We start from the raw sequence: 19381 nt of genomic DNA, 5'->3' as shown, positions 1-19381 counted from the left end.
CCGGGAGGTGTGCCGCACAAGCGGGCAGATGCGAAAAGGCGTCGGTGACGATCCATACTTCGGGCTGATGCCCTATACTCCTGTGTTATTAAACGAAACGTTAACATACCAAAAATAACCGTGATTCTGGCAAAAATTTACCAGTCTTTGCAAAATGTAAGGTGATTTTTTACACCGCAAAATAATTGCGACCCTTTAACTAAATTACGGATCTTCATCACATTAATTATTCTTTCACTGTCTAAAATAATTCTCGGTAATTATTGGTTTATCTCTCTAACCCTTGTCTGAATCGATTCGGTAACGAAATCGGCTCAAATTGTATCAGTTAACCTGATACACATGATAATAACAGGAGGTAGCAAGTGACGATTGCTATTGTAATAGGCACACATGGTTGGGCAGCAGAACAACTGCTGAAAACGGCAGAAATGCTGTTAGGCGAGCAGGAAAACGTTGGCTGGATCGATTTCGTGCCTGGCGAGAATGCAGAAACGTTAATCGAAAAATACACCGCGCAGCTGGAAAAGCTTGATACCAGCAAAGGCGTGTTGTTCCTTGTTGACACCTGGGGCGGTAGCCCATTCAACGCGGCTAGCCGCATTGTTGTTGACAAAGAAAACTATGAAGTCATTGCAGGCGTCAACGTACCGATGCTGGTCGAGACCTTCATGGCGCGTGACGATAACCCAAGCTTTGATGAGCTGGTTGCATTGGCGGTTGAAACCGGTAGCGAAGGCGTGAAAGCGCTGAAAGCAAAACCGATTGAAAAAGCTGTTGCCGCACCGGTTGCAGCTGCGCCAAAAGCCGCTGCCCCAGCAAAACCGATGGGCCCGAACGATTACATGGTTATCGGTCTGGCACGTATCGATGACCGTTTGATTCACGGTCAGGTTGCTACCCGCTGGACGAAAGAGACTAACGTTAAACGCATTATCGTGGTCAGCGATGAAGTTGCTGCTGATACCGTGCGTAAAACGTTGTTGACTCAGGTTGCTCCTCCAGGCGTAACGGCACACGTTGTCGATGTCGCCAAAATGATCCGCGTTTACAACAACCCGATGTATGCGGGCGAACGTGTGATGCTGCTGTTCACTAACCCGACCGACGTTGAACGTCTCGTGGAAGGCGGCGTGAAAATCACCTCTGTGAATATCGGTGGTATGGCGTTCCGCCAGGGCAAAACCCAGGTAAATAACGCTGTGTCCGTCGATGAGAAGGATATTGAGGCCTTTAACAAGCTGAACGCCCGAGGTATCGAGCTGGAAGTGCGTAAGGTTTCTACCGATCAGAGACTGAAAATGATGGATCTGATTGCCAAGATAGCGAAATAACCGCTGAGGCGCCGTTTTTAGCCTTTCATTTAAGTTTGCATAAGCAATAGGAGAAGTACAATGGAGATTACCACTCTTCAGATTGTGCTGGTGTTCATCGTCGCATGTATTGCCGGTATGGAATCAATACTCGATGAATTTCAGTTCCACCGCCCGCTGGTCGCCTGTACGCTGGTCGGTATCGTTCTTGGGGACATGAAAACCGGTATTATCATCGGTGGTACCCTGGAAATGATCGCCCTGGGTTGGATGAACATCGGTGCTGCCGTTGCGCCTGATGCCGCACTGGCGTCTATCATTTCTACCATTCTGGTCATTGCAGGTCATCAGGGTATTGGTGCAGGTATCGCCCTGGCAATCCCTCTGGCGGCAGCCGGCCAGGTTCTGACCATTATCGTTCGTACGATTACCGTGGCATTCCAGCACGCAGCGGATAAAGCTGCCGACAACGGCAACCTTACGGCGCTGTCCTGGATTCACGTCTCTTCCCTGTTCCTGCAGGCGATGCGTATTGCTATTCCTGCCGTTATCGTTGCTGTCTCCGTCGGCACCAGCGAAGTACAGAACATGCTGAACGCGATTCCAGAAGTCGTGACCAGCGGTCTGAACATCGCCGGTGGTATGATCGTGGTAGTGGGTTATGCGATGGTCATCAACATGATGCGCGCAGGCTACCTGATGCCGTTCTTCTACCTCGGTTTCGTTACCGCAGCGTTTACGAACTTCAACCTGGTTGCTCTGGGTGTGATTGGCGCAGTCATGGCTATCCTCTACATCCAGCTGAGCCCGAAATATAACCGCGTTGCAGGCGCGCCTGCGCAAGCGGCTGGTGCTAACGATCTTGATAACGAACTGGACTAACAGGTGAGCGAAATGGTTGATATGACTAAAACTACCACCACCGAGAAAAAACTCACCCCGAGTGATATTCGTGGCGTATTCCTTCGTTCTAACCTGTTCCAGGGTTCATGGAACTTCGAACGTATGCAGGCGCTGGGTTTCTGCTTCTCAATGGTACCGGCAATCAAACGCCTTTACCCAGAGAACAACGATGCGCGTAAACAGGCCATCAAACGTCACCTGGAGTTCTTTAACACTCACCCATATGTTGCAGCGCCAGTACTGGGCGTTACGCTGGCAATGGAAGAACAGCGTGCTAACGGCGCGGAGATTGACGATGCTGCCATTAACGGTATCAAAGTTGGTCTGATGGGGCCGCTGGCAGGCGTGGGCGACCCAATCTTCTGGGGTACCGTGCGTCCGGTATTCGCAGCGCTGGGTGCGGGTATCGCGATGAGCGGCAGCCTGCTTGGGCCACTGCTGTTCTTCATCCTGTTCAACCTGGTACGCTTAGCAACCCGTTACTACGGCGTAGCTTACGGTTACCGTAAAGGTATCGATATCGTTAGCGATATGGGCGGCGGCTTCCTGCAGAAACTGACTGAGGGGGCATCTATCCTCGGCCTGTTTGTCATGGGGGCGCTGGTGAACAAATGGACACACGTGAACATCCCGCTGGTGGTTTCAACCATCACCGGTCAGGATGGTCAGACGCGTGTGACCACCGTGCAGACTATCCTTGACCAGCTGATGCCGGGTCTGGTACCGCTGCTGTTGACCTTCGCCTGTATGTGGCTGCTGCGTAAGAAAGTAAACGCCCTGTGGATCATCGTTGGCTTCTTCGTCATCGGTATCGCAGGTTACGCTGTCGGCCTGCTGGGTCTGTAATATCTGAAGTACGCCGGGGGCCATTGCCCCCGGCTTTTTTATATCTGGAGGCTTAATGACATTAACGGATCTGGTACTGGTTCTTTTCATCGTTGCACTACTCGCTTTCGCGATCTATGACCAGTTCATCATGCCCCGCCGTCATGGCGCCACCCTGCTCTCCGTACCCCTGTTGCGCCCTGGTCGAGTAGACAGCGTGATCTTCGTCGTGCTGATTGTCATTCTGGTGTACAACAATGTGACCCATCACGGCGAATTAATTACCACCTGGTTATTATGTGCGCTGGCGTTAATGGGCTTCTATCTATTCTGGATCCGCAGCCCAAAGATTATTTTTAAAAGCGAAGGATTCTTCTTTTCTAATGCGTGGATAAAATATAGCCGCATCCAGAAAATGAATTTATCTGAAGATGGCGTACTGGTCATGCAATTAGAACAACGGCGTCTTCTGGTTCGCGTAAAGAATATTGACGACCTCGAAAGGATTTACAAACTTCTCCTTAACTCTCAATGAGTTGAAATATAGCCAATACTATAACTGTGCTATTTTGAGACAATGTAGTTATAGCGTTGGCTATGTTTACCCAACATTATTCCCTGTTATTTATTAACGTTTTCATTACCTGCAAAATCTAAATGAAAATCGTTATCATCAAACATTTAAATATGCAAGCACAACAGTTGTTTTATATTCTAAAAATATGTTAAGGTTGCGTCCGTCGTTGGGGAGTAGCTGATTTCCATCCTATTGGAAATGTACGTGTCAACATACTCGTTGAAAAACGTGGTGCGTACGGATTACATCAAGTAGTCAAGCGAGACCATAGATGCATTCACTGCTGATTACTGGGGGCAGTAATGTGTCATATGGAAATTTCCCGGTCTGGACATCTTCATGCATTTAACCGCCACTATTCTTCTTGCCTTCGGTATGTCGATGGATGCCTTTGCTGCATCAATTGGTAAAGGGGCAACGCTGCATAAACCCAAATTCTCTGAAGCGCTCCGCACTGGCCTGATTTTTGGCGTCATTGAGATGCTCACCCCGCTTATCGGCTGGGGTTTGGGAATGCTGGCAAGCCAGTTTGTCATGGCATGGAGTCACTGGGTTGCGTTCATCCTGCTGGTCTTCCTCGGCGGACGAATGGTACTGGAGGGGATTCGGGGTGGCGATGACGACGAAGAAAAAGAAGCGCCGCGTCGTCACGGCTTCTGGCTGCTTGTCACCACCGCCATTGCCACAAGCCTTGATGCGATGGCCGTCGGCGTCGGTCTGGCGTTCCTGCAAGTCAACATTCTCACGACCGCATTTGCTATCGGCTGCGCCACCTTTATGATGTCGACGCTGGGTATCATGGTAGGACGATTTATCGGCCCGCTGCTGGGCAAACGAGCCGAAATTCTGGGCGGGATTGTGTTAATCGCCATTGGCGCACAAATTCTTTACGCCCACTTTGCGGGTTAATCGGCCTCTCGCTGCCAGGCGTGAATCGCAAAATCCGTCTGGCAGTTAAACTGCGTTTCCCGCTTCAACGCTTCCCACACCTCAGGTTTTGCTCGCCACGCAAACGGCGTCATCTGCAATAACGTTGTGGCTTCTTCGCCGGTAAGCTGCATTGGATACGCCAGCGCATCATGGTTTACCAGGCTAAAGCCTTCAATGACTTCTGAATGCGGCGCATGCAGCTGTATCTCGCTATAAATAAGCCCTTTCATTTCCATGAGATGTCGTGGCCCCGGCGTCACCGTAATGACCCAGCCGCCAGGCTTCACCACACGTTTGAGTTCAAGAGGGTTGCAAGGCGCGTAAATGCGAACGACCACATCCATGCTGTTGTCATCAAACGGCAGGCGTTGACTGGAAGCCACGCAGAAATTCACCTGCGGGTAGCGTTTAGCGCCATAACGAACCGCCGTTTTTGAGACATCAAGCCCCCAGGCCTGACCGGCTTCAGCGGCAAAAGCATGGGTGTAGTACCCTTCTCCGCAACCAATATCCAGTAAATTTTCAGGCTCAATAGCACGAAGTTTTTCACTCACCGCGTCGCGTAGCGGCTGATAATGACCGGCGTCGAGGAACGCACGACGCGCCTGCATCATTTCAGCGCTGTCGCCGGGTTCACGTGAGCGTTTATGCTGTACTGGCAGGAGATTGACGTAGCCCTCTTTCGCCTGGTCAAATTGATGACGCTGTGGGCAAAGGTAACTATTGCCGCTGCGCGTTAGCGGCGCGTGGCAGAGCGGACAACTGTAGGACATAACGACTCCGGCATGATCTCAAAGGGCGAAAGTGTACCGCTATTCAGGCAAGGGAGAAAGAACAGGATTGATTGGGCAGGTCTTCTCTCTGACCGCTGTTTTTAACCATGCGCGTTTTTTGATATCAATAGAAACCCTATCTCTGAAAGATAAAGAGGTATTTTTTACCTTATAAGGAGAAGGTTATGAGAGCAAAGGCATGCGCCGTTTTGCTGGTGTCGGCATCTCTGGCAGCTTGTGCGGCCCCCAGTACAGAAAAATCCCCCTCCCATCTGGCCCCCATGACAGCGGAAAAAGTGAATCGGATTATCCGCGCTGATGTCATCCCTTATTCAGGTCAAGCGCATGGAGAAGTCATCGGCCGGGTCTCCTCCGCCTTTCTCGGTACGCCTTACAAAGCTGATACGCTCATCGGTGGCCCGGACACCCCTGAAGTGCTGGTCGCAGATTTAAATAACGTCGACTGCTTTACCCTGATTGATTACGTTGAAGCCCTGGCTCGCAGTCATGATGAAAAATCATTTTTGCATAATCTCAAGGACGTTCGTTATATCGACGGAAAGGTTGATTATCTCAGCCGCCGACATTTCTTCTCCGACTGGTTCGCAACGCCTACACCCAATGCACGGGACATTACGCCTACTATCAGCCCTGACTATCTCGTCTCTGAAAAGCGACTCAACCGTAAAGCGGATGGCAGTGAATACATCCAGGGGCTGGGCATTCATCCGCGGAAAATCAATTTTATTCCCGCAAACGCCATTACTTCGCAAGTGCTGGACCAGCTGAAAACCGGAGATTACGTCGGCGTCTACTCGCCACTTGACGGTCTGGACGTTTCCCATGTGGGTATTGTTATCCGCAAGGACGGGGATGTCTTCTTCCGAAATGCCTCTTCGCTGGCCGCAAAAAGGAAAGTCGTGGATTCCCCGTTGCTGGAATACATGCGGACAAAGCCAGGCATAGTCGTGCTACGCGCTCAATGATTGGAAGGTTTGCGGACTGCGGCACATAAAATGAGAAAGCCCCGCATTAGCGAGGCTTTATGTCTGATGATGGTGCGCTATCGCGCCGCAAGATCAGTGATTGTCGAATCAGATAGCGGTTACGTTAACAGCCGCTGGGCCTTTCTGGCCGTCCTGAATTTCGAACTCAACGTTCTGGCCTTCAGCCAGAGTTTTGAAGCCGTTACCCTGGATTGCAGAGAAATGTACGAATACATCTTTGCTGCCGTCAGCAGGAGTAATGAAGCCAAAACCTTTAGACTCGTTGAACCACTTAACTTGACCTTTAATCTTTGCCATTTGCAAAATTCCTTAGAGTGTTTTCTGCGCCCGCAGGCGTTTTCATATAGATAAAACTGAGACATGACTGCATGCGGCACTAATTAAAGGTTCGGCAGAGAAGCGGTATTCAACGTCAACGTTTTTACTCAGGACTTCTTTACTGATAATGCCATACATAAACAGAACTGTACCTCGTTTAACCCAAAACGTGTTATCACATACAACGTAATTAATGGCAAGCCATTTTTAAACGTGTCTCGATCAGCCGCACAAATCCAAAAAAATCATTGGCGAGAACAGGGATTAGCGTCTCTACTTAAGCCTTATCATCTCCGCCTGCTCCAGGCTTAAATGTGACCTAGCTTACGGTAACGTAAGACTTTTTTAACATGTAGCCGTACTGGCGCTGCGCGCAGAGCAAGGCAGATTATGAAACTTTTTTTTATATCCTTAGTGCTATTTCCACTATAACTTTTTGCCCGCCATTTTGCCGAACGGTTATAAGTGCTTTACAGGTGTTTGATAATCAAACGCCGACTGCGCGTTTAATAACGGCAATGAGTTTGCACCAAAATAATGAAAGTTTCGTGACATTGCCTCATCATCACGCAATAAAAACGTTTCGCTCATTTCATGCAGATAATGTACAACAAATTAGATGATTAATTAATCGCCGCTACAATGTTAATACGAGGGATAATATATCCTGTAGTCGAATAGCAATGATGAATGAGGCATAGATAACAGCGACATACCGGTCATGTAGTCTGTAAAAAGAGGATGATGGGAGAGTGGCAACTGCCCAGTGATGCAGAAAGGTACGCTCAGGGGAAAACGGGCGGCTTGCCCTGAAATGGTGCTTTAAAGGTTTTCCGGCAGCCCATCACAGGCTGCACGGCGTCATTCTTTGAAGAGACTAGCGCTCAGCGACCAGGCGGATGAAATCGTCTTCATTGTCTTCTTTTACGTTTTCTGCCTTCGGCGCTTCTTCTTTTTTCTCAGGCTCATTGGCTTCGCACAGTCGACGCAGCAGCGCATTCTGGCGCTTTTGCTGATCGAGTAACGATTCAAGGAGTTCGATTTGCTCATTAGCGCGGGAGCTGGCGCGATTCACGAAGAACCACAATACCAAACCCACTAACAGCAACAGGAAGGATAACGCCAAAGAGGCCAGATTTAATGCCCCAGAACTTACAAGATCACTCATTTTACCACCTCAAAAGGAACGATCTATTCTACCACTCACATTACGGAAGGAAATCGCTACCGGCAAAAATGTTTTACCAGGGTATATACCTGTTAATGCTGCAAACGCCGCTGAAGAACTGGACATCCTGATCGCACATCACGTTGATCATCTGGGTCCACAGCAGCAGGCAGGCAGCGATTACGAGTATTAATAATACCCACCGAAACTTTTTCACTCCACTCTCCGCATGAATTCTTATTCAGATGCAATCAGGTTAGCATGCTAACCTTAAACCGCGGCTAACTGTAACGGCATCTCCTGCTTTTAGGAATCATAGACTTGTGTCAATTCATCAACGAAGTATCGTATTATCTATGCAGAAAATAATAGAAGAGGAATTCCTATGCGCTTGTTTATCCGAACCGTCATTTTCCTGGCGATTGTTGCCATTGGGGTCTTAATGAGCGGCTATGGCGTACTGGCGGGAAGTCAGAAAACCGCGGGTGGTCTGGGGTTACAGTGTAAATATCTGACGGCACAAGGATTCAGCACGGCATTTTATCTTCATGGCGACAACGGCGTTGTCGGTCGGCCGAGCTGCCCGCTGCTGCGTAAAAGCGCAAGCGTGGTAGACGAAGGCTAAAAATGGACAAAAAAATACCCGGTAACCCCGGGCATTTTGTCTCAGACTCAGAATGGATAATCGTTATAACCCATTTGCTCTGAAATTTTACGTGCAGCCGTATGCAGCATCGCTACGTACTCATGCAGACGCTCTTCTGAGAAGCGTAGCGTCGGGAACGAGATACTCAAGCCCGCGATAACCACGCCAAAGCGGTCAAATACCGGTACCCCGATACACCGCAGACCTTCTTCCTGCTCTTCGTTATCTTCGCCATAACCCTGCTTACGCACCTGCGACAGCACAGTGATAAGCTCATCAGTATTGGCAATAGTGCGGTCAGTGCTCACCTTGAACTCAACGCCGTCAAGGATCTGACGCACTTCGTCAGTCTCGCGCCAGGCCAGAAGAACCTTACCAATTGCCGTACTGTACAACGGGTTACGACGTCCCACACGGGAGTACATACGCAGGTTATACATAGAATCAATCTTGTGGATGTAGACAATTGAGTCTTCATCCAGCGCGCCCAGGTGAATGGTCTCTTTGGTTAAACGAGACAATTCACGCATCTGAATATCTGCGCTACGAATCAAATCGACGTTCTGTAATGCGCGAGCACCCAACTCAAACAGTTTCAGCGTGAGCGAATACTTTTCGGACTCCCCTTCCTGGGCAACATACCCTAACGATTTCATGGTCTGCAAAAAGCGATAAACGGTGCTTTTCGACATCATGACGCGCTGCGAAAGTTCAGTAATACCGATTTCGCGTTCTTCGCCAAGTGCCTGCAGGATACCAAAAACCTTTAGTACCGAAGAGACAGAATCTGGCTGCTTGTCCAAATCCGCTGCTGACATTTATCACCTCATCGCAACTGTTTTATAAATATTAGAACCGGTTTTTATTATAATTTCGCAATGCCTTTGTAGCAATGAAACTTCTGTGACCTGGTTACAAATCTGCGACATTCAATAGATTAATCAATGCTAGAATCATTTCTTGCTTAATTATTTCCCTGAAAACAAGTTTCTTCTCATGACTAGACCCCTGATTGATGGCCTGCCCGTCCCCCAGCGTTACGGCGCCATCCTGACCATTGTTATTGGTATCACCATGGCCGTGTTAGACGGTGCGATTGCCAACGTGGCATTACCCACCATTGCCACCGACCTCAACGCATCGCCGGCAGCCTCTATCTGGATAGTGAACGCCTATCAAATAGCCATCGTCATCTCTTTACTGTCGCTCTCCTTTCTCGGCGATATGATTGGCTACCATCGCATCTATAAAGCCGGCCTCGTGGTCTTTACCCTAACCTCGCTGCTGTGCGCCTTCTCACATTCGCTGGAAATGCTAACCCTCGCGCGTATTGCGCAAGGCTTTGGCGGCGCGGCGTTGATGAGCGTGAACACCGCGCTGATTCGTCTGATTTATCCCCAGCGGCAGCTCGGGCGCGGAATGGGGATTAACTCGTTCGTGGTCGCCGTCTCTTCTGCCGCGGGGCCAACCATTGCCGCTGCAATTCTGTCGCTGGCCTCCTGGCAATGGCTGTTTCTGATTAACGTTCCGCTAGGGATTATCGCCTGGCTGCTGGCGGTGCGATTCCTGCCGTCCAACGGTACCCGCAGTCAGACCCAGCGCTTCGACCTGCCAAGTGCGGTGATGAATGCCCTCACCTTTGGCTTGCTGATTACCGCATTAAGCGGTTTTGCTCAAGGCCAGTCCATTACGCTGGTAATGGCTGAAGTGGTCGCATTGCTGGTGATTGGCTTCTTCTTTGTGCGTCGCCAGCTGCGTCTGCCGGTACCGCTACTGCCGGTCGATCTGCTGCGTATTCCGCTGTTTTCCCTGTCCATTTGCACCTCTATCTGTTCATTCTGTGCCCAGATGCTGGCGATGGTATCGCTGCCCTTCTTCCTGCAAAGTATTATCGGTCGTAGCGAAGTGGAAACCGGGCTGCTGTTGACGCCGTGGCCGCTGGCGACAATGGTAATGGCGCCATTGGCGGGTTACATGATTGAGCGGGTTCATGCGGGCTTATTGGGCGCACTGGGAATGGGCATAATGGCCTGTGGGCTATTTGCGATGGCGATGCTGCCGGCCTCCCCCAGTGATATCGATATTATCTGGCGTATGCTGTTGTGCGGCGCAGGCTTTGGTCTGTTCCAGTCACCAAACAACCACACGATTATTGCCTCTGCCCCGCGTAACCGCAGCGGTGGCGCGAGTGGGATGCTGGGTACGGCGCGTCTATTGGGTCAGAGTACCGGTGCTGCGCTGGTTGCGCTGATGTTCAACGCGTTTGGCAATGGCGGAACTCACGTTTCGCTGCTGCTCGCGGGTAGCCTGGCGGTCGTCGCGACGCTGTTTAGTGGTTTACGCATCACCCAGCCTCGGGCCCGGAGTTAGGGTACAATTGAAAAGCGCCTCAATAGAGGCGCTTGTTTGTTACTTCATGTATTCGCCGCTACGCAGCGCTTCGATACGTTTATCCAACGGCGGGTGCGTCATGAACATTTCGCTCAATGATTTCGACTTACCGTTAATGCAAAACGCCATCATGCTGCTGGCTTCCTGGGGCTCGTAGCTGGTTTTCAGACGTTGCAGCGCGGCAATCATCTTTTCACGACCTACCAGTTTCGCCGAACCTGCGTCGGCGTGGAATTCACGGTAGCGTGAGAACCACATGGTGATAATGCTCGCCAGGATCCCAAACACCAGTTCCAGAACCATGGAAACAGCAAAATAGATCAGCGGATTACCATTGCCGCCTTCTTCACCTTCATCGCGGTTACCGCCGAGAAAACCGGCCGCAATCTGCGCAATAATGCGTGAGACAAAGATAACAAAGGTGTTCACGATACCCTGAATCAGCGTCATGGTAACCATATCACCGTTGGCGATGTGGCTAATCTCGTGAGCAATAACCGCTTCCGCTTCGTCACGGCTCATATTCTGCAACAGACCGGTACTCACCGCGACCAGGGAGGCATCACGACGTGCGCCGGTGGCAAAGGCGTTAATATCCGGCGCGTGATACAGAGCAACCTGAGGCATCGCAATACCGACCTGCTGGGCCTGACGGGCCACGGTTGCCATCAACCAGCGTTCCTGCTCGTTACGTGGCTGCTCAATAACCTCACCACCTACCGACTTCAACGCCATCCACTTCGACATCATCAACGAAATAATAGAACCGCCAAAACCAAATAGCAGCGCCATGATCAGCAGACCCGTTATGCTGCTCGACTGAATTCCTGTCAGGCTTAGCACCAGCCCAAACACAACCATCACTGCCAGGTTGGTCATCAGGAAGAGCGCGATTCGCATCATAATTAACTTTTAACCTCATTTTAACAAAACGCACTATGCGATTACCCATATCGTAAGGGCAATACGGCAATTTTCAACGATTAGGCCAGGCTAAGTCACGAGAAAGACACAACTTTACATTTTGTAGCATAGTTGTTGACGAGAAGATGTGAGAGCTAAAAAAAACAGGCACAATTGCTTGTGCCTGTTGGGGGTTATTTGCTTGCTGCGGGTTGCTCGGCAGGATTCGCTTTTTCGAGCTTCGCCAGATCCACGGCTATTTTAACCGTCTCATCAAGGTAAGGATCCGGTTCTTTGTAATCCTTCGGCAAATCGTCGAGTTTCTTCAGCGGCGGTTTTCCTTCACGCTTATAGCGATCGTTAATCCGCGCCAGACGCGTTGCATCATCTTCATCGTTCTCTTTCAGACGCTGAGCGTAATTCAGAGAAGCAATATTGCGCTTATCTTTCAACGCATTGAAGTGGGCAATGTCTTTCACGATGTACTGGAACTCGGGATCTTTCGCAATACGTTGATCGTGCAGCTTCAGTAGCTCAGGTTCGAACGGCGCCATATCGCCTGACTTCACATAGGTGGCAGCATTAACGCTGTCCCACGGCAGTGCGTTGTCTTCGAACTTCTCACCCGTTTCGGTCTCTTCCTTGCCGGTTGGCATCAGAATATCCGGGGTCACCCCTTTACGCTGGGTACTACCGCCGTTGATGCGGTAGAACTTCTGGATGGTGTACTGGACAGAGCCCAGCGCCGGCCACTCAGGTCGCAGCATCTGATCGTAAATACGATTCAACGAGCGATACTGCTGTACGGTGCCTTTCCCGAATGTCGGTTCACCAACGATAAGCGCGCGGCCATAGTCCTGCATCGCAGCAGCAAAAATTTCTGATGCTGACGCACTAAAGCGGTCGACCAGAACCACCAGCGGCCCTTTGTAATAGACAACGCCATCGGTATCGCTATCTTCGCGAACTTTACCGTTGTTATCACGCACCTGCACGACCGGCCCGGACGGAATAAACAGACCGGAAAGCGATACCGCTTCAGTCAGCGCCCCGCCGCCGTTGCTGCGCAGATCGATAATCACGCTGCTGACATTCTGTTTTTCCAGCTTTTGCAGCTGTACTTTCACATCTTCGGTCAGACCCACGTAGAAGCCAGGAATATCGAGAACGCCGACTTTATCCTTGCCAACGCCCTTGACCGACATTTTCACCGCCCGGTCTTCAAGACGAATGCGTTCGCGAGTCAGCGTGACAATGCGGGTTTTCGAACCTTTACCGGCAGGCAGAACTTCCAGGCGAACCTTGCTGCCTTTCGGCCCTTTGATCAAGGCGACAACGTCGTCAAGACGCCAGCCAATCACATCGACCATACCTTTGCCTGACTGACCCACGCCAACAATGCGATCGCCAACGCTTATCGCTTTGCTTTTCGCCGCCGGGCCGCCCGCTACCATGGAGTTGATAACGGTGTAGTCGTCGTCCATTTGCAGCACCGCACCAATACCTTCCAGAGACAGGCTCATTTCAGTATTGAACTGTTCGGTATTGCGTGGTGACAGGTAGTTAGTGTGCGGATCGATTTCACGCGCAAAAGAGGTCATCGCTAACGAGAACACATCTTCGCTGTTCGTCTGCGCCAGACGACGGATGGCGAATTTGTAGCGACGCGCCAGCGTGTCGTGGATCTCTTTGTCGTCTTTGCCCGCCAGTTTCAAACTCAACTGGTCGTACTTAACCTTGCCATCCCACAGCTTATCCAGCTCGGCCTGATCTTTTGGCCACGGCGCCTTTGAGCGATCGAGGTTAAAGGTGTCAGTGCCGGTGAAGTCCATCGGACGTTCAAGCACCTTCAGCGCATACTCATAACGCTCAAAGCGACGTTTTTGCGCCAGGTTATACAGGTCGTAAAAAACGTCCAGTTTGCCTGAGCGCAGCTCGTCGCCAATCTGCCCTTTCTTCGCCGCAAATTGCTCAACATCACCCGCCAGCAGTACGTTGTGGCTGTAGTCGAGCAAATTCAGGTAGCGATTAAAGATTTTGGCTGAAAAAGCCTTGTCGAGATCGAACTGACGGTAATGGGAACGGGTAAAGCGTGAGGTGACACGCTCGCTGACCGTCGCGTGCTGAGTTTCTTCCTTGAGAACCGGAAGCTGGTCAGCACGGGTAATATCTTCAACCGCTACGGCCTGGCCTGTTAGTAATAACAGGCCAGCAAGCGCGGAGAGCCTAAAAAATGTGTTCATGCCTGGCCCGGCCTCCGTTTCAGAACACCAGGTGTTCTGCGCGTACAATCATTGACATACCAGAAGTAAGCTGCACGCGAACGCCGTCTTTGGTGATTTCGAGAATCGTGGCGTCCATTGCGTTGTTGCCCGCTTTAACTTTCAAGGATTGACCGACAGTCAACACAGATAAGTCGGATACCGGAGTCAGTTTTTCTTCACGAACTTCGCGAACTGGCTTAGCGGCAGGTTGTGCAGCGGCTGCGCGCGGCTTACGCTCTGCCCCTTCTTTACGACGCACCGGTGGACGTGGCTTACGCTCACGACGTGGCGCATCACCCGCCTCGCCTGCGGCAGCGGCCGCTTCGCGTTTCTTAGCCTGCTGTTCAGCGCGCTGCGCCTGAACGCGAGCTTTAGCTTCTTCAAGCTGCTGACGCGCATGTGCAACGTGTTGCTCGTCGAGTTCACCACATGGGTTGCCATCGAGATCAACACGGACGGCACCGGCTTTGATGCCGTAAAGGTAGCGCCAGCTTGAGGTATAAAGGCGTAATGCTGAACGTAATTGCGTTTTGCTGAGGTTCATTTCCCCTTCAACACGCTCGACGAGATCCTGAAAAATACCGACTTTCAGGGGGCGAGCTTCACCTTCCGCGCTAAAACACTGCGGGAAACGTTCGGCCAAAAATGCGATAACTTCTTTACTGCTATTCAACTTAGGTTGATTTTCCATGAAATTTCCTGATTACAACGGACGTAGCCAACTAGCCGCAGGCATGAACAGGCGACATTATAATGACGTCGTCCGTAAATGCTACGTTATCCGTTGATTATCCTGCGACGGGTGCAAAGAATTTTTGATAATCGGTGGCTTCAAGCACTTTTTGAAGGTGGCCGACCAGTTCTACCAGGCCTGATTCATCTTCTTCGCTAAAACGCGAGAATACCGTGCTGTCGATATCCAGTACGCCAATAACCTGATTATTAACCTGGATAGGCAAGACAATTTCCGAATTACTTGCGGCATCACAGGCGATATGGCCATCAAAAGCATGAACATCTGCGATGCGCTGCACGCGATTTTGCGCCACGGCGGTACCGCAAACACCGCGACCAACAGGGATACGCACGCATGCAATTTTGCCCTGGAACGGCCCCAGAACCAACGAGTCACCTTCCAGTAAATAAAAACCTGCCCAATTTACCTCTGACAGGCGCTCATATAACAGCGCGCTAGTATTGGAGATTACCGCTAGAAAACTCGTTTCACCTGCCATCAATGCCTGAAAATCACGGTTAAGATCCGTATAAAACTCTGTTTTGGTCATTATTTAATCACTATTGTTTGCGATGTTACTGATTCGATACCCAGTTTACGGTCTCATAAAATACGCATTAAGTGCGCTCGGGCTCAAGATGAATCCATACTTAGGTTAATATAGATTTATACATTCATTTCTCAATGTAATAAATGGCACTGATAACTTCACGTATAACGCCGACGAAAAAAATCCGAATTCACACCGTTATCGAACCACTACCCTGGGCACATTACCAACGTTGCCCCCAGTGCGATACGCTTTTTCGGTTACCGGTCGTAAAATCATCGCAACGCGCCTATTGTCCGCGCTGCGATGCCAAAGTTCGTGATGGACGAGACTGGTCGCTGACCCGTCTGGGCGCCATGGCGATTGCAATGCTGCTGCTGATGCCTTTCGCCTGGAGCGAACCGCTGCTGCGACTTTATCTGCTGGGCGTGCGCATCGATGCGACCCTGCTATCGGGGATCTGGCAGATGACCTACGGCGGAGATCCGATCACGGCCGCCATGGTCTTTTTCTGTACCGTTGCCGCACCGGCGGTACTGGTGATAGCCATTGCCTATCTCTGGTTTGGCAATATTCTCGGCATGAATCTCCGGCCGGTACTGCTGATGCTGGACAAACTTAAAGAGTGGGTGATGCTGGATATCTACCTTATCGGTATCGCTGTTGCGTCGATTAAGGTTCAGGATTATGCCTTTTTGCAGCCGGGAATTGGCCTGTTTGCGTTTATCTCGCTGGTGGTACTGAGCATTTTGACGCTCATTCACCTTAACATCGAACAGCTCTGGGAGCGTTTTTATCCCCAACGTCCTGCCACCCGGCCTGATAGCAATCTTCGCGTGTGCCTTGGGTGCCATTACACCGGCTTTGCCGACAATCGCGGCCGCTGTCGTCGTTGCCATACGCCTCTCCGCTTTCGTCGGCGACAAAGTTTGCAGAAAAGCTGGGCCGCGCTTATCGCCTCTATCGTGTTTATTTTTCCCGCCAACCTGCTACCTATTTCCATAATCTATGTGAATGGAGGACGCCAGGAAGACACGATACTGTCAGGCATTATGTCGCTGGCAAGCAGCAATATTGCGGTAGCGGCGGTGGTATTCATTGCCAGTATTCTGGTGCCGTTTACTAAGATTATTGTGATGCTGACGCTGCTTATCAGCATCCATTTTAAATGCGAACAGGGGCTGCGCACGCGTATACTGCTGCTGCGTTTTGTCACCTGGATTGGCCGCTGGTCAATGCTCGACCTGTTCGTGATTTCGTTAACCATGTCGCTCATCAATCGCGACCAGTTGCTCGCGTTCACAATGGGCCCCGCTGCGTTTTATTTTGGTGCTGCGGTAATATTAACTATTCTTGCTGTTGAGTGGCTGGACAGCCGATTACTTTGGGATGCACATGAGTCAGGAAACGCACGCTTCACAGACTGAAGCGCGAATTAAAACAAAACGTCGCATTTCGCCGTTCTGGCTACTGCCGGTTATTGCCTTGCTGATAGCCGGGTGGCTTATCTGGAATAGCTTTGAAGACCGGGGCACAACCATCACCATCGACTTTATGTCGGCGGACGGTATCGTGCCGGGACGTACACCGGTGCGCTTCCAGGGGGTTGAGGTTGGGACGGTACAGGATATTCGTCTGGCCAGCGACCGCAGCAAAATCGAGGTGCGCGCGAGTATCAAAAGCGATATGGAAGATGCGCTGCGCGAAGAAACGCAATTCTGGCTGGTGACACCAAAAGCCTCTCTGGCTGGCGTCTCCGGGCTTGATGCGCTGGTCGGCGGTAACTATATCGGCATGATGCCAGGTAAAGGCGAACCGCGCGAGCGTTTCACCGCCCTCGATACTCAGCCCAAATATCGCCTTAACAATGGCGAGCTGATGATCCATCTGCATGCGCCCGATCTCGGCTCCCTTAGCAGCGGTTCTCTGGTTTATTTCCGCAAAATTCCCGTCGGTCGCGTTTATGATTACGCCATTAACCCCAACAATCAGGGGGTAACCATCGACGTGCTGATTGAGCGCCGCTTCACCAATCTGGTGAAAAAAGGCAGCCGTTTCTGGAATGTCTCCGGTGTGAAAGCAGATGTGGGATTAGCTGGCGCGAAAGTTCAGCTTGAAAGCCTGGCGGCGCTGGTCAATGGCGCGATTGCATTTGATTCTCCGGCTAACTCCAAAAATGCCGATCAAAATGATGAATACGGATTGTATGAGGATCTCGCGCACAGTCAGCGCGGTGTCATTATTAAGCTTCAGTTACCTAGCGGTGACGGGCTGAAAGCGGGCTCCACGGCAATGCTTTATCAGGGGCTTGAAGTCGGACAGCTGTCTAAGCTCACGCTTAATGATGATGGCTCAGTCAGCGGAGAAATGACCGTAGATCCAAGCGTCGTCACGCTGTTACGGGAAAAAACCCGCATTGAACTGCATCAACCGAAGCTGACGCTGGATAATCCTAATCTCAGTATGCTGCTGACCGGCAGCACCTTTGAACTGGTGCCGGGCGACGGTGAACCGAAAGACCACTTTACGGTACTCGCCGCCGACAAAACCTTACTGCAACAGCCCGGCGTGATGACGTTATCCCTGACTGCACCGGAAAGTTACGGCATTGAAGGCGGCCAACCGATTATGCTGCACGGGGTTAAAATTGGTCAGGTACTACAACGCACGCTGAGCGCCAAAGGCATCGAATTTGCCATCGCAATCGACCCGCAATACCGCAATCTGGTCCACGGTGACAGCAAGTTTGTGGTTAACAGCAAAATGGACGTTAAGGTGGGTATTGATGGCGTTGAGTTCCTCGGCGCTAGCCCTAATGAGTGGTTAAGCGGCGGCATTCGTATTTTGCCGGGCGAAAAAGGCCCGATGAAAGCCAACTATCCGCTGTACGCAAACCTGGAAAAAGCGCAGGAAAACAGCCTGAGCGATTTCCCTACCACGACGCTGATGCTGACGGCAGAAACGCTCCCTGATATTCAAAGCGGCTCCGTGGTGCTTTACCGTAAGTTCCAGGTGGGTGAGATAACCTCCGTACAACCGCGGGCCAATGCTTTTGACATCGCGGTGCATATCAAACCCGAATACCGTTCACTGTTGACGGCCAATAGCGTTTTCTGGGCGGAAGGCGGCGCGAAAGTGCAGCTTAACGGCAGCGGCCTAACGGTGCAGGCTTCACCGCTATCGCGGGCTCTTAAAGGCGCGGTCAGCTTCGATAACTTCAACGAAGCCAAAAACGGTATCCGTAAGGGCGATAAGCGCGTGCTCTTTGCCTCAGAGACTGCTGCTCGCGCCATTGGGGGGCAAATCACCCTGCACGCCTTTGATGCCGATAAGCTCTCTTCAGGGATGCCAATCCGCTATCTGGGCATCGATATTGGTCAGGTGCAAGACCTCAAACTGAACGCTTCTCGCAACGAGGTTGAAGCCAGCGCGGTGCTCTATCCTGAATATGTGAGCACGTTCGCCCGTCGCGGCACCCGCTTCTCGGTGATCACACCGCAGATCTCTGCTGCCGGCGTTGAACATCTTGATACCCTGCTTCAGCCTTACGTGAACGTCGAACCGGGGCACGGTGAAATGCGCCGCGATTTTGAGTTGCAGGAAGCCACCATTTCCGATTCGCGTTATCTCAATGGCCTGAACATCGTGGTGGAGGCCCCGGAAGCGGGTTCACTGAATATCGGCACACCGATTCTGTTCCGTGGTCTGGAAGTGGGTACGGTGACCGGCCTGCGTCTGGGCAGCCTCTCTGACCGCGTGATGATTGAAATGCGCATCGGTCAGCGTTATCAGCATCTGGTGCGCAATAATTCCGTCTTCTGGCTGGCCTCCGGTTACAGTCTCGACTTTGGCCTGATTGGCGGCGTGGTGAAAACCGGCACCTTCAACCAGTTCATTCGTGGCGGTATCGCTTTCGCTACTCCACCGGGGATACCGCTGGCGCCGAAAGCGCAAGAAGGTAAGCACTTCCTGCTGCTGGAGTCTGAACCTAAAGAGTGGCGCGAGTGGGGTACCGCCCTGCCGCGTTAATTCCCTGAGCGCCGGTGCCTGCCACCGGCGCTTTTTTCTGGTAGACTG

General features: G+C 51.3%; 20 protein-coding genes and 1 riboswitch. Of the genes, 10 read left to right on the top strand and 10 right to left on the bottom strand.

The window, feature by feature from the left end; genetic code table 11:
* Nucleotides 1-365: 365 nt before the first annotated feature.
* From manX to mntP, 5 genes are all read left to right on the top strand, one after another.
* Nucleotides 366-1334, top strand: coding sequence for a PTS mannose transporter subunit IIAB (gene manX / locus ACIPDS_RS11105; protein WP_400735413.1), 969 nt, complete (start codon nt 366-368; stop codon nt 1332-1334).
* Nucleotides 1335-1394: 60 nt separating this feature from the next.
* On the top strand, nt 1395-2195 hold the full coding sequence (gene manY, locus ACIPDS_RS11100) for a PTS mannose transporter subunit IIC (RefSeq protein WP_400735411.1): 801 nt from the start codon (nt 1395-1397) through the stop codon (nt 2193-2195).
* Nucleotides 2196-2207: 12 nt separating this feature from the next.
* Nucleotides 2208-3062, top strand: a complete 855-nt coding sequence (locus tag ACIPDS_RS11095; RefSeq protein ID WP_166513650.1) for a PTS mannose transporter subunit IID — start codon at nt 2208-2210, stop codon at nt 3060-3062.
* A 55-nt stretch (nt 3063-3117) separates the two neighbouring features.
* On the top strand, nt 3118-3576 hold the full coding sequence (locus ACIPDS_RS11090; protein ID WP_400735409.1) for a DUF986 family protein: 459 nt from the start codon (nt 3118-3120) through the stop codon (nt 3574-3576).
* 198 nt (nt 3577-3774) lie between these two features.
* A riboswitch (yybP-ykoY riboswitch) is annotated at nt 3775-3939 on the top strand.
* Between the two features lie 18 nt (nt 3940-3957).
* The gene (gene mntP / locus ACIPDS_RS11085) at nt 3958-4527 is read left to right on the top strand and encodes a manganese efflux pump MntP (protein ID WP_166513648.1); all 570 of its coding nucleotides are present in this window, start codon (nt 3958-3960) and stop codon (nt 4525-4527) included.
* On the opposite strand, the gene rlmA is transcribed toward mntP, so the two are convergent.
* A complete protein-coding gene (gene rlmA / locus ACIPDS_RS11080; protein ID WP_400735407.1) occupies nt 4524-5321 on the bottom strand; it encodes a 23S rRNA (guanine(745)-N(1))-methyltransferase in 798 nt (265 codons plus the stop codon). The two genes, mntP and rlmA, sit on opposite strands and share 4 nt — an antisense overlap.
* 185 nt (nt 5322-5506) lie before the next feature.
* Here rlmA and ACIPDS_RS11075 point away from each other — a divergent pair, with 185 nt between their 5' ends.
* Nucleotides 5507-6307, top strand: a complete 801-nt coding sequence (locus tag ACIPDS_RS11075) for a DUF1460 domain-containing protein (RefSeq protein ID WP_400735405.1) — start codon at nt 5507-5509, stop codon at nt 6305-6307.
* 108 nt (nt 6308-6415) lie between these two features.
* On the opposite strand, the gene cspE is transcribed toward ACIPDS_RS11075, so the two are convergent.
* From cspE to mgrB, 4 genes are all read right to left on the bottom strand, one after another.
* The gene (cspE, locus tag ACIPDS_RS11070; protein ID WP_001062678.1) at nt 6416-6625 is read right to left on the bottom strand and encodes a transcription antiterminator/RNA stability regulator CspE; all 210 of its coding nucleotides are present in this window, start codon (nt 6623-6625) and stop codon (nt 6416-6418) included.
* Nucleotides 6626-6667: 42 nt separating this feature from the next.
* On the bottom strand, nt 6668-6784 hold the full coding sequence (locus ACIPDS_RS11065) for a DUF2627 domain-containing protein (protein WP_073971150.1): 117 nt from the start codon (nt 6782-6784) through the stop codon (nt 6668-6670).
* Nucleotides 6785-7523: 739 nt separating this feature from the next.
* A complete protein-coding gene (locus tag ACIPDS_RS11060) occupies nt 7524-7814 on the bottom strand; it encodes a YebO family protein (protein WP_400735390.1) in 291 nt (96 codons plus the stop codon).
* Between the two features lie 73 nt (nt 7815-7887).
* Nucleotides 7888-8031 carry a PhoP/PhoQ regulator MgrB gene (mgrB, locus tag ACIPDS_RS11055; RefSeq protein WP_166513644.1) on the bottom strand — a complete coding sequence of 48 codons (144 nt, stop codon included), beginning with the start codon at nt 8029-8031 and terminating at the stop codon, nt 7888-7890.
* Nucleotides 8032-8199: 168 nt separating this feature from the next.
* Here mgrB and ACIPDS_RS11050 point away from each other — a divergent pair, with 168 nt between their 5' ends.
* On the top strand, nt 8200-8439 hold the full coding sequence (locus ACIPDS_RS11050) for a YobH family protein (protein WP_166513643.1): 240 nt from the start codon (nt 8200-8202) through the stop codon (nt 8437-8439).
* A gap of 47 nt (nt 8440-8486) precedes the next feature.
* Here the strand turns inward: ACIPDS_RS11050 and kdgR are convergent, their stop codons facing one another.
* On the bottom strand, nt 8487-9278 hold the full coding sequence (gene kdgR, locus ACIPDS_RS11045; protein ID WP_400735387.1) for a DNA-binding transcriptional regulator KdgR: 792 nt from the start codon (nt 9276-9278) through the stop codon (nt 8487-8489).
* Between the two features lie 178 nt (nt 9279-9456).
* On the opposite strand from kdgR, the gene ACIPDS_RS11040 reads away from it, so the two are divergent.
* Nucleotides 9457-10830 (top strand): MFS transporter, encoded by a 1374-nt coding sequence (locus ACIPDS_RS11040; protein ID WP_400735385.1) that lies wholly within the window; start codon nt 9457-9459, stop codon nt 10828-10830.
* 39 nt (nt 10831-10869) lie between these two features.
* On the opposite strand, the gene htpX is transcribed toward ACIPDS_RS11040, so the two are convergent.
* The 4 genes from htpX to ACIPDS_RS11020 all read right to left on the bottom strand — a co-directional run bounded on the left by htpX (nt 10870) and on the right by ACIPDS_RS11020 (nt 15304).
* A complete protein-coding gene (gene htpX / locus ACIPDS_RS11035) occupies nt 10870-11754 on the bottom strand; it encodes a protease HtpX (RefSeq protein ID WP_166513640.1) in 885 nt (294 codons plus the stop codon).
* Nucleotides 11755-11948: 194 nt separating this feature from the next.
* Nucleotides 11949-13997, bottom strand: coding sequence for a carboxy terminal-processing peptidase (gene prc / locus ACIPDS_RS11030; RefSeq protein WP_166513639.1), 2049 nt, complete (start codon nt 13995-13997; stop codon nt 11949-11951).
* Between the two features lie 19 nt (nt 13998-14016).
* Nucleotides 14017-14709 carry an RNA chaperone ProQ gene (gene proQ / locus ACIPDS_RS11025; RefSeq protein WP_166513638.1) on the bottom strand — a complete coding sequence of 231 codons (693 nt, stop codon included), beginning with the start codon at nt 14707-14709 and terminating at the stop codon, nt 14017-14019.
* A gap of 97 nt (nt 14710-14806) precedes the next feature.
* Nucleotides 14807-15304, bottom strand: coding sequence for a GAF domain-containing protein (locus tag ACIPDS_RS11020; RefSeq protein WP_400735381.1), 498 nt, complete (start codon nt 15302-15304; stop codon nt 14807-14809).
* A gap of 143 nt (nt 15305-15447) precedes the next feature.
* Between ACIPDS_RS11020 and yebS the strand changes: the two genes are divergently transcribed.
* Together yebS and ACIPDS_RS11010 are read left to right on the top strand one after the other, a co-directional pair.
* Entirely contained in the window at nt 15448-16731 is a 1284-nt protein-coding gene (gene yebS, locus ACIPDS_RS11015) for a membrane integrity lipid transport subunit YebS (protein WP_400735379.1), read from the top strand.
* Nucleotides 16700-19333: an MlaD family protein gene (locus tag ACIPDS_RS11010; protein WP_400735376.1), complete on the top strand. Its 2634-nt coding sequence runs from the start codon at nt 16700-16702 to the stop codon at nt 19331-19333. The genes yebS and ACIPDS_RS11010 overlap by 32 nt, the downstream gene beginning before the upstream one ends.
* Nucleotides 19334-19381: the final 48 nt, after the last annotated feature.

It is taken from the genome of Kluyvera sp. NPDC087067 (genome assembly GCF_044745165.1).
Taxonomy (GTDB): domain Bacteria; phylum Pseudomonadota; class Gammaproteobacteria; order Enterobacterales; family Enterobacteriaceae; genus Kluyvera.
Note: the sequence above shows the minus strand (reverse complement) of the source record. Positions and strands in the feature narration are given on the sequence as shown.

Excerpts from the sequence above, each read along its gene's own strand:
- rlmA (WP_400735407.1), bottom strand. The coding sequence starts at position 5,321 with ATGTCCTACAGTTGTCCGCTCTGCCACGCGCCGCTAACGCGCAGCGGC.
- ACIPDS_RS11010 (WP_400735376.1), top strand. The coding sequence starts at position 16,700 with ATGAGTCAGGAAACGCACGCTTCACAGACTGAAGCGCGAATTAAAACA.
- ACIPDS_RS11095 (WP_166513650.1), top strand. The coding sequence starts at position 2,208 with ATGGTTGATATGACTAAAACTACCACCACCGAGAAAAAACTCACCCCG.
- yebS (WP_400735379.1), top strand. The coding sequence starts at position 15,448 with ATGGCACTGATAACTTCACGTATAACGCCGACGAAAAAAATCCGAATT.
- ACIPDS_RS11040 (WP_400735385.1), top strand. The coding sequence starts at position 9,457 with ATGACTAGACCCCTGATTGATGGCCTGCCCGTCCCCCAGCGTTACGGC.
- kdgR (WP_400735387.1), bottom strand. The coding sequence starts at position 9,278 with ATGTCAGCAGCGGATTTGGACAAGCAGCCAGATTCTGTCTCTTCGGTA.
- proQ (WP_166513638.1), bottom strand. The coding sequence starts at position 14,709 with ATGGAAAATCAACCTAAGTTGAATAGCAGTAAAGAAGTTATCGCATTT.
- ACIPDS_RS11060 (WP_400735390.1), bottom strand. The coding sequence starts at position 7,814 with ATGAGTGATCTTGTAAGTTCTGGGGCATTAAATCTGGCCTCTTTGGCG.
- mntP (WP_166513648.1), top strand. The coding sequence starts at position 3,958 with ATGCATTTAACCGCCACTATTCTTCTTGCCTTCGGTATGTCGATGGAT.
- ACIPDS_RS11090 (WP_400735409.1), top strand. The coding sequence starts at position 3,118 with ATGACATTAACGGATCTGGTACTGGTTCTTTTCATCGTTGCACTACTC.
- htpX (WP_166513640.1), bottom strand. The coding sequence starts at position 11,754 with ATGATGCGAATCGCGCTCTTCCTGATGACCAACCTGGCAGTGATGGTT.
- ACIPDS_RS11075 (WP_400735405.1), top strand. The coding sequence starts at position 5,507 with ATGAGAGCAAAGGCATGCGCCGTTTTGCTGGTGTCGGCATCTCTGGCA.
- ACIPDS_RS11065 (WP_073971150.1), bottom strand. The coding sequence starts at position 6,784 with ATGTATGGCATTATCAGTAAAGAAGTCCTGAGTAAAAACGTTGACGTT.
- cspE (WP_001062678.1), bottom strand. The coding sequence starts at position 6,625 with ATGGCAAAGATTAAAGGTCAAGTTAAGTGGTTCAACGAGTCTAAAGGT.
- ACIPDS_RS11020 (WP_400735381.1), bottom strand. The coding sequence starts at position 15,304 with ATGACCAAAACAGAGTTTTATACGGATCTTAACCGTGATTTTCAGGCA.
- manY (WP_400735411.1), top strand. The coding sequence starts at position 1,395 with ATGGAGATTACCACTCTTCAGATTGTGCTGGTGTTCATCGTCGCATGT.
- prc (WP_166513639.1), bottom strand. The coding sequence starts at position 13,997 with ATGAACACATTTTTTAGGCTCTCCGCGCTTGCTGGCCTGTTATTACTA.
- ACIPDS_RS11050 (WP_166513643.1), top strand. The coding sequence starts at position 8,200 with ATGCGCTTGTTTATCCGAACCGTCATTTTCCTGGCGATTGTTGCCATT.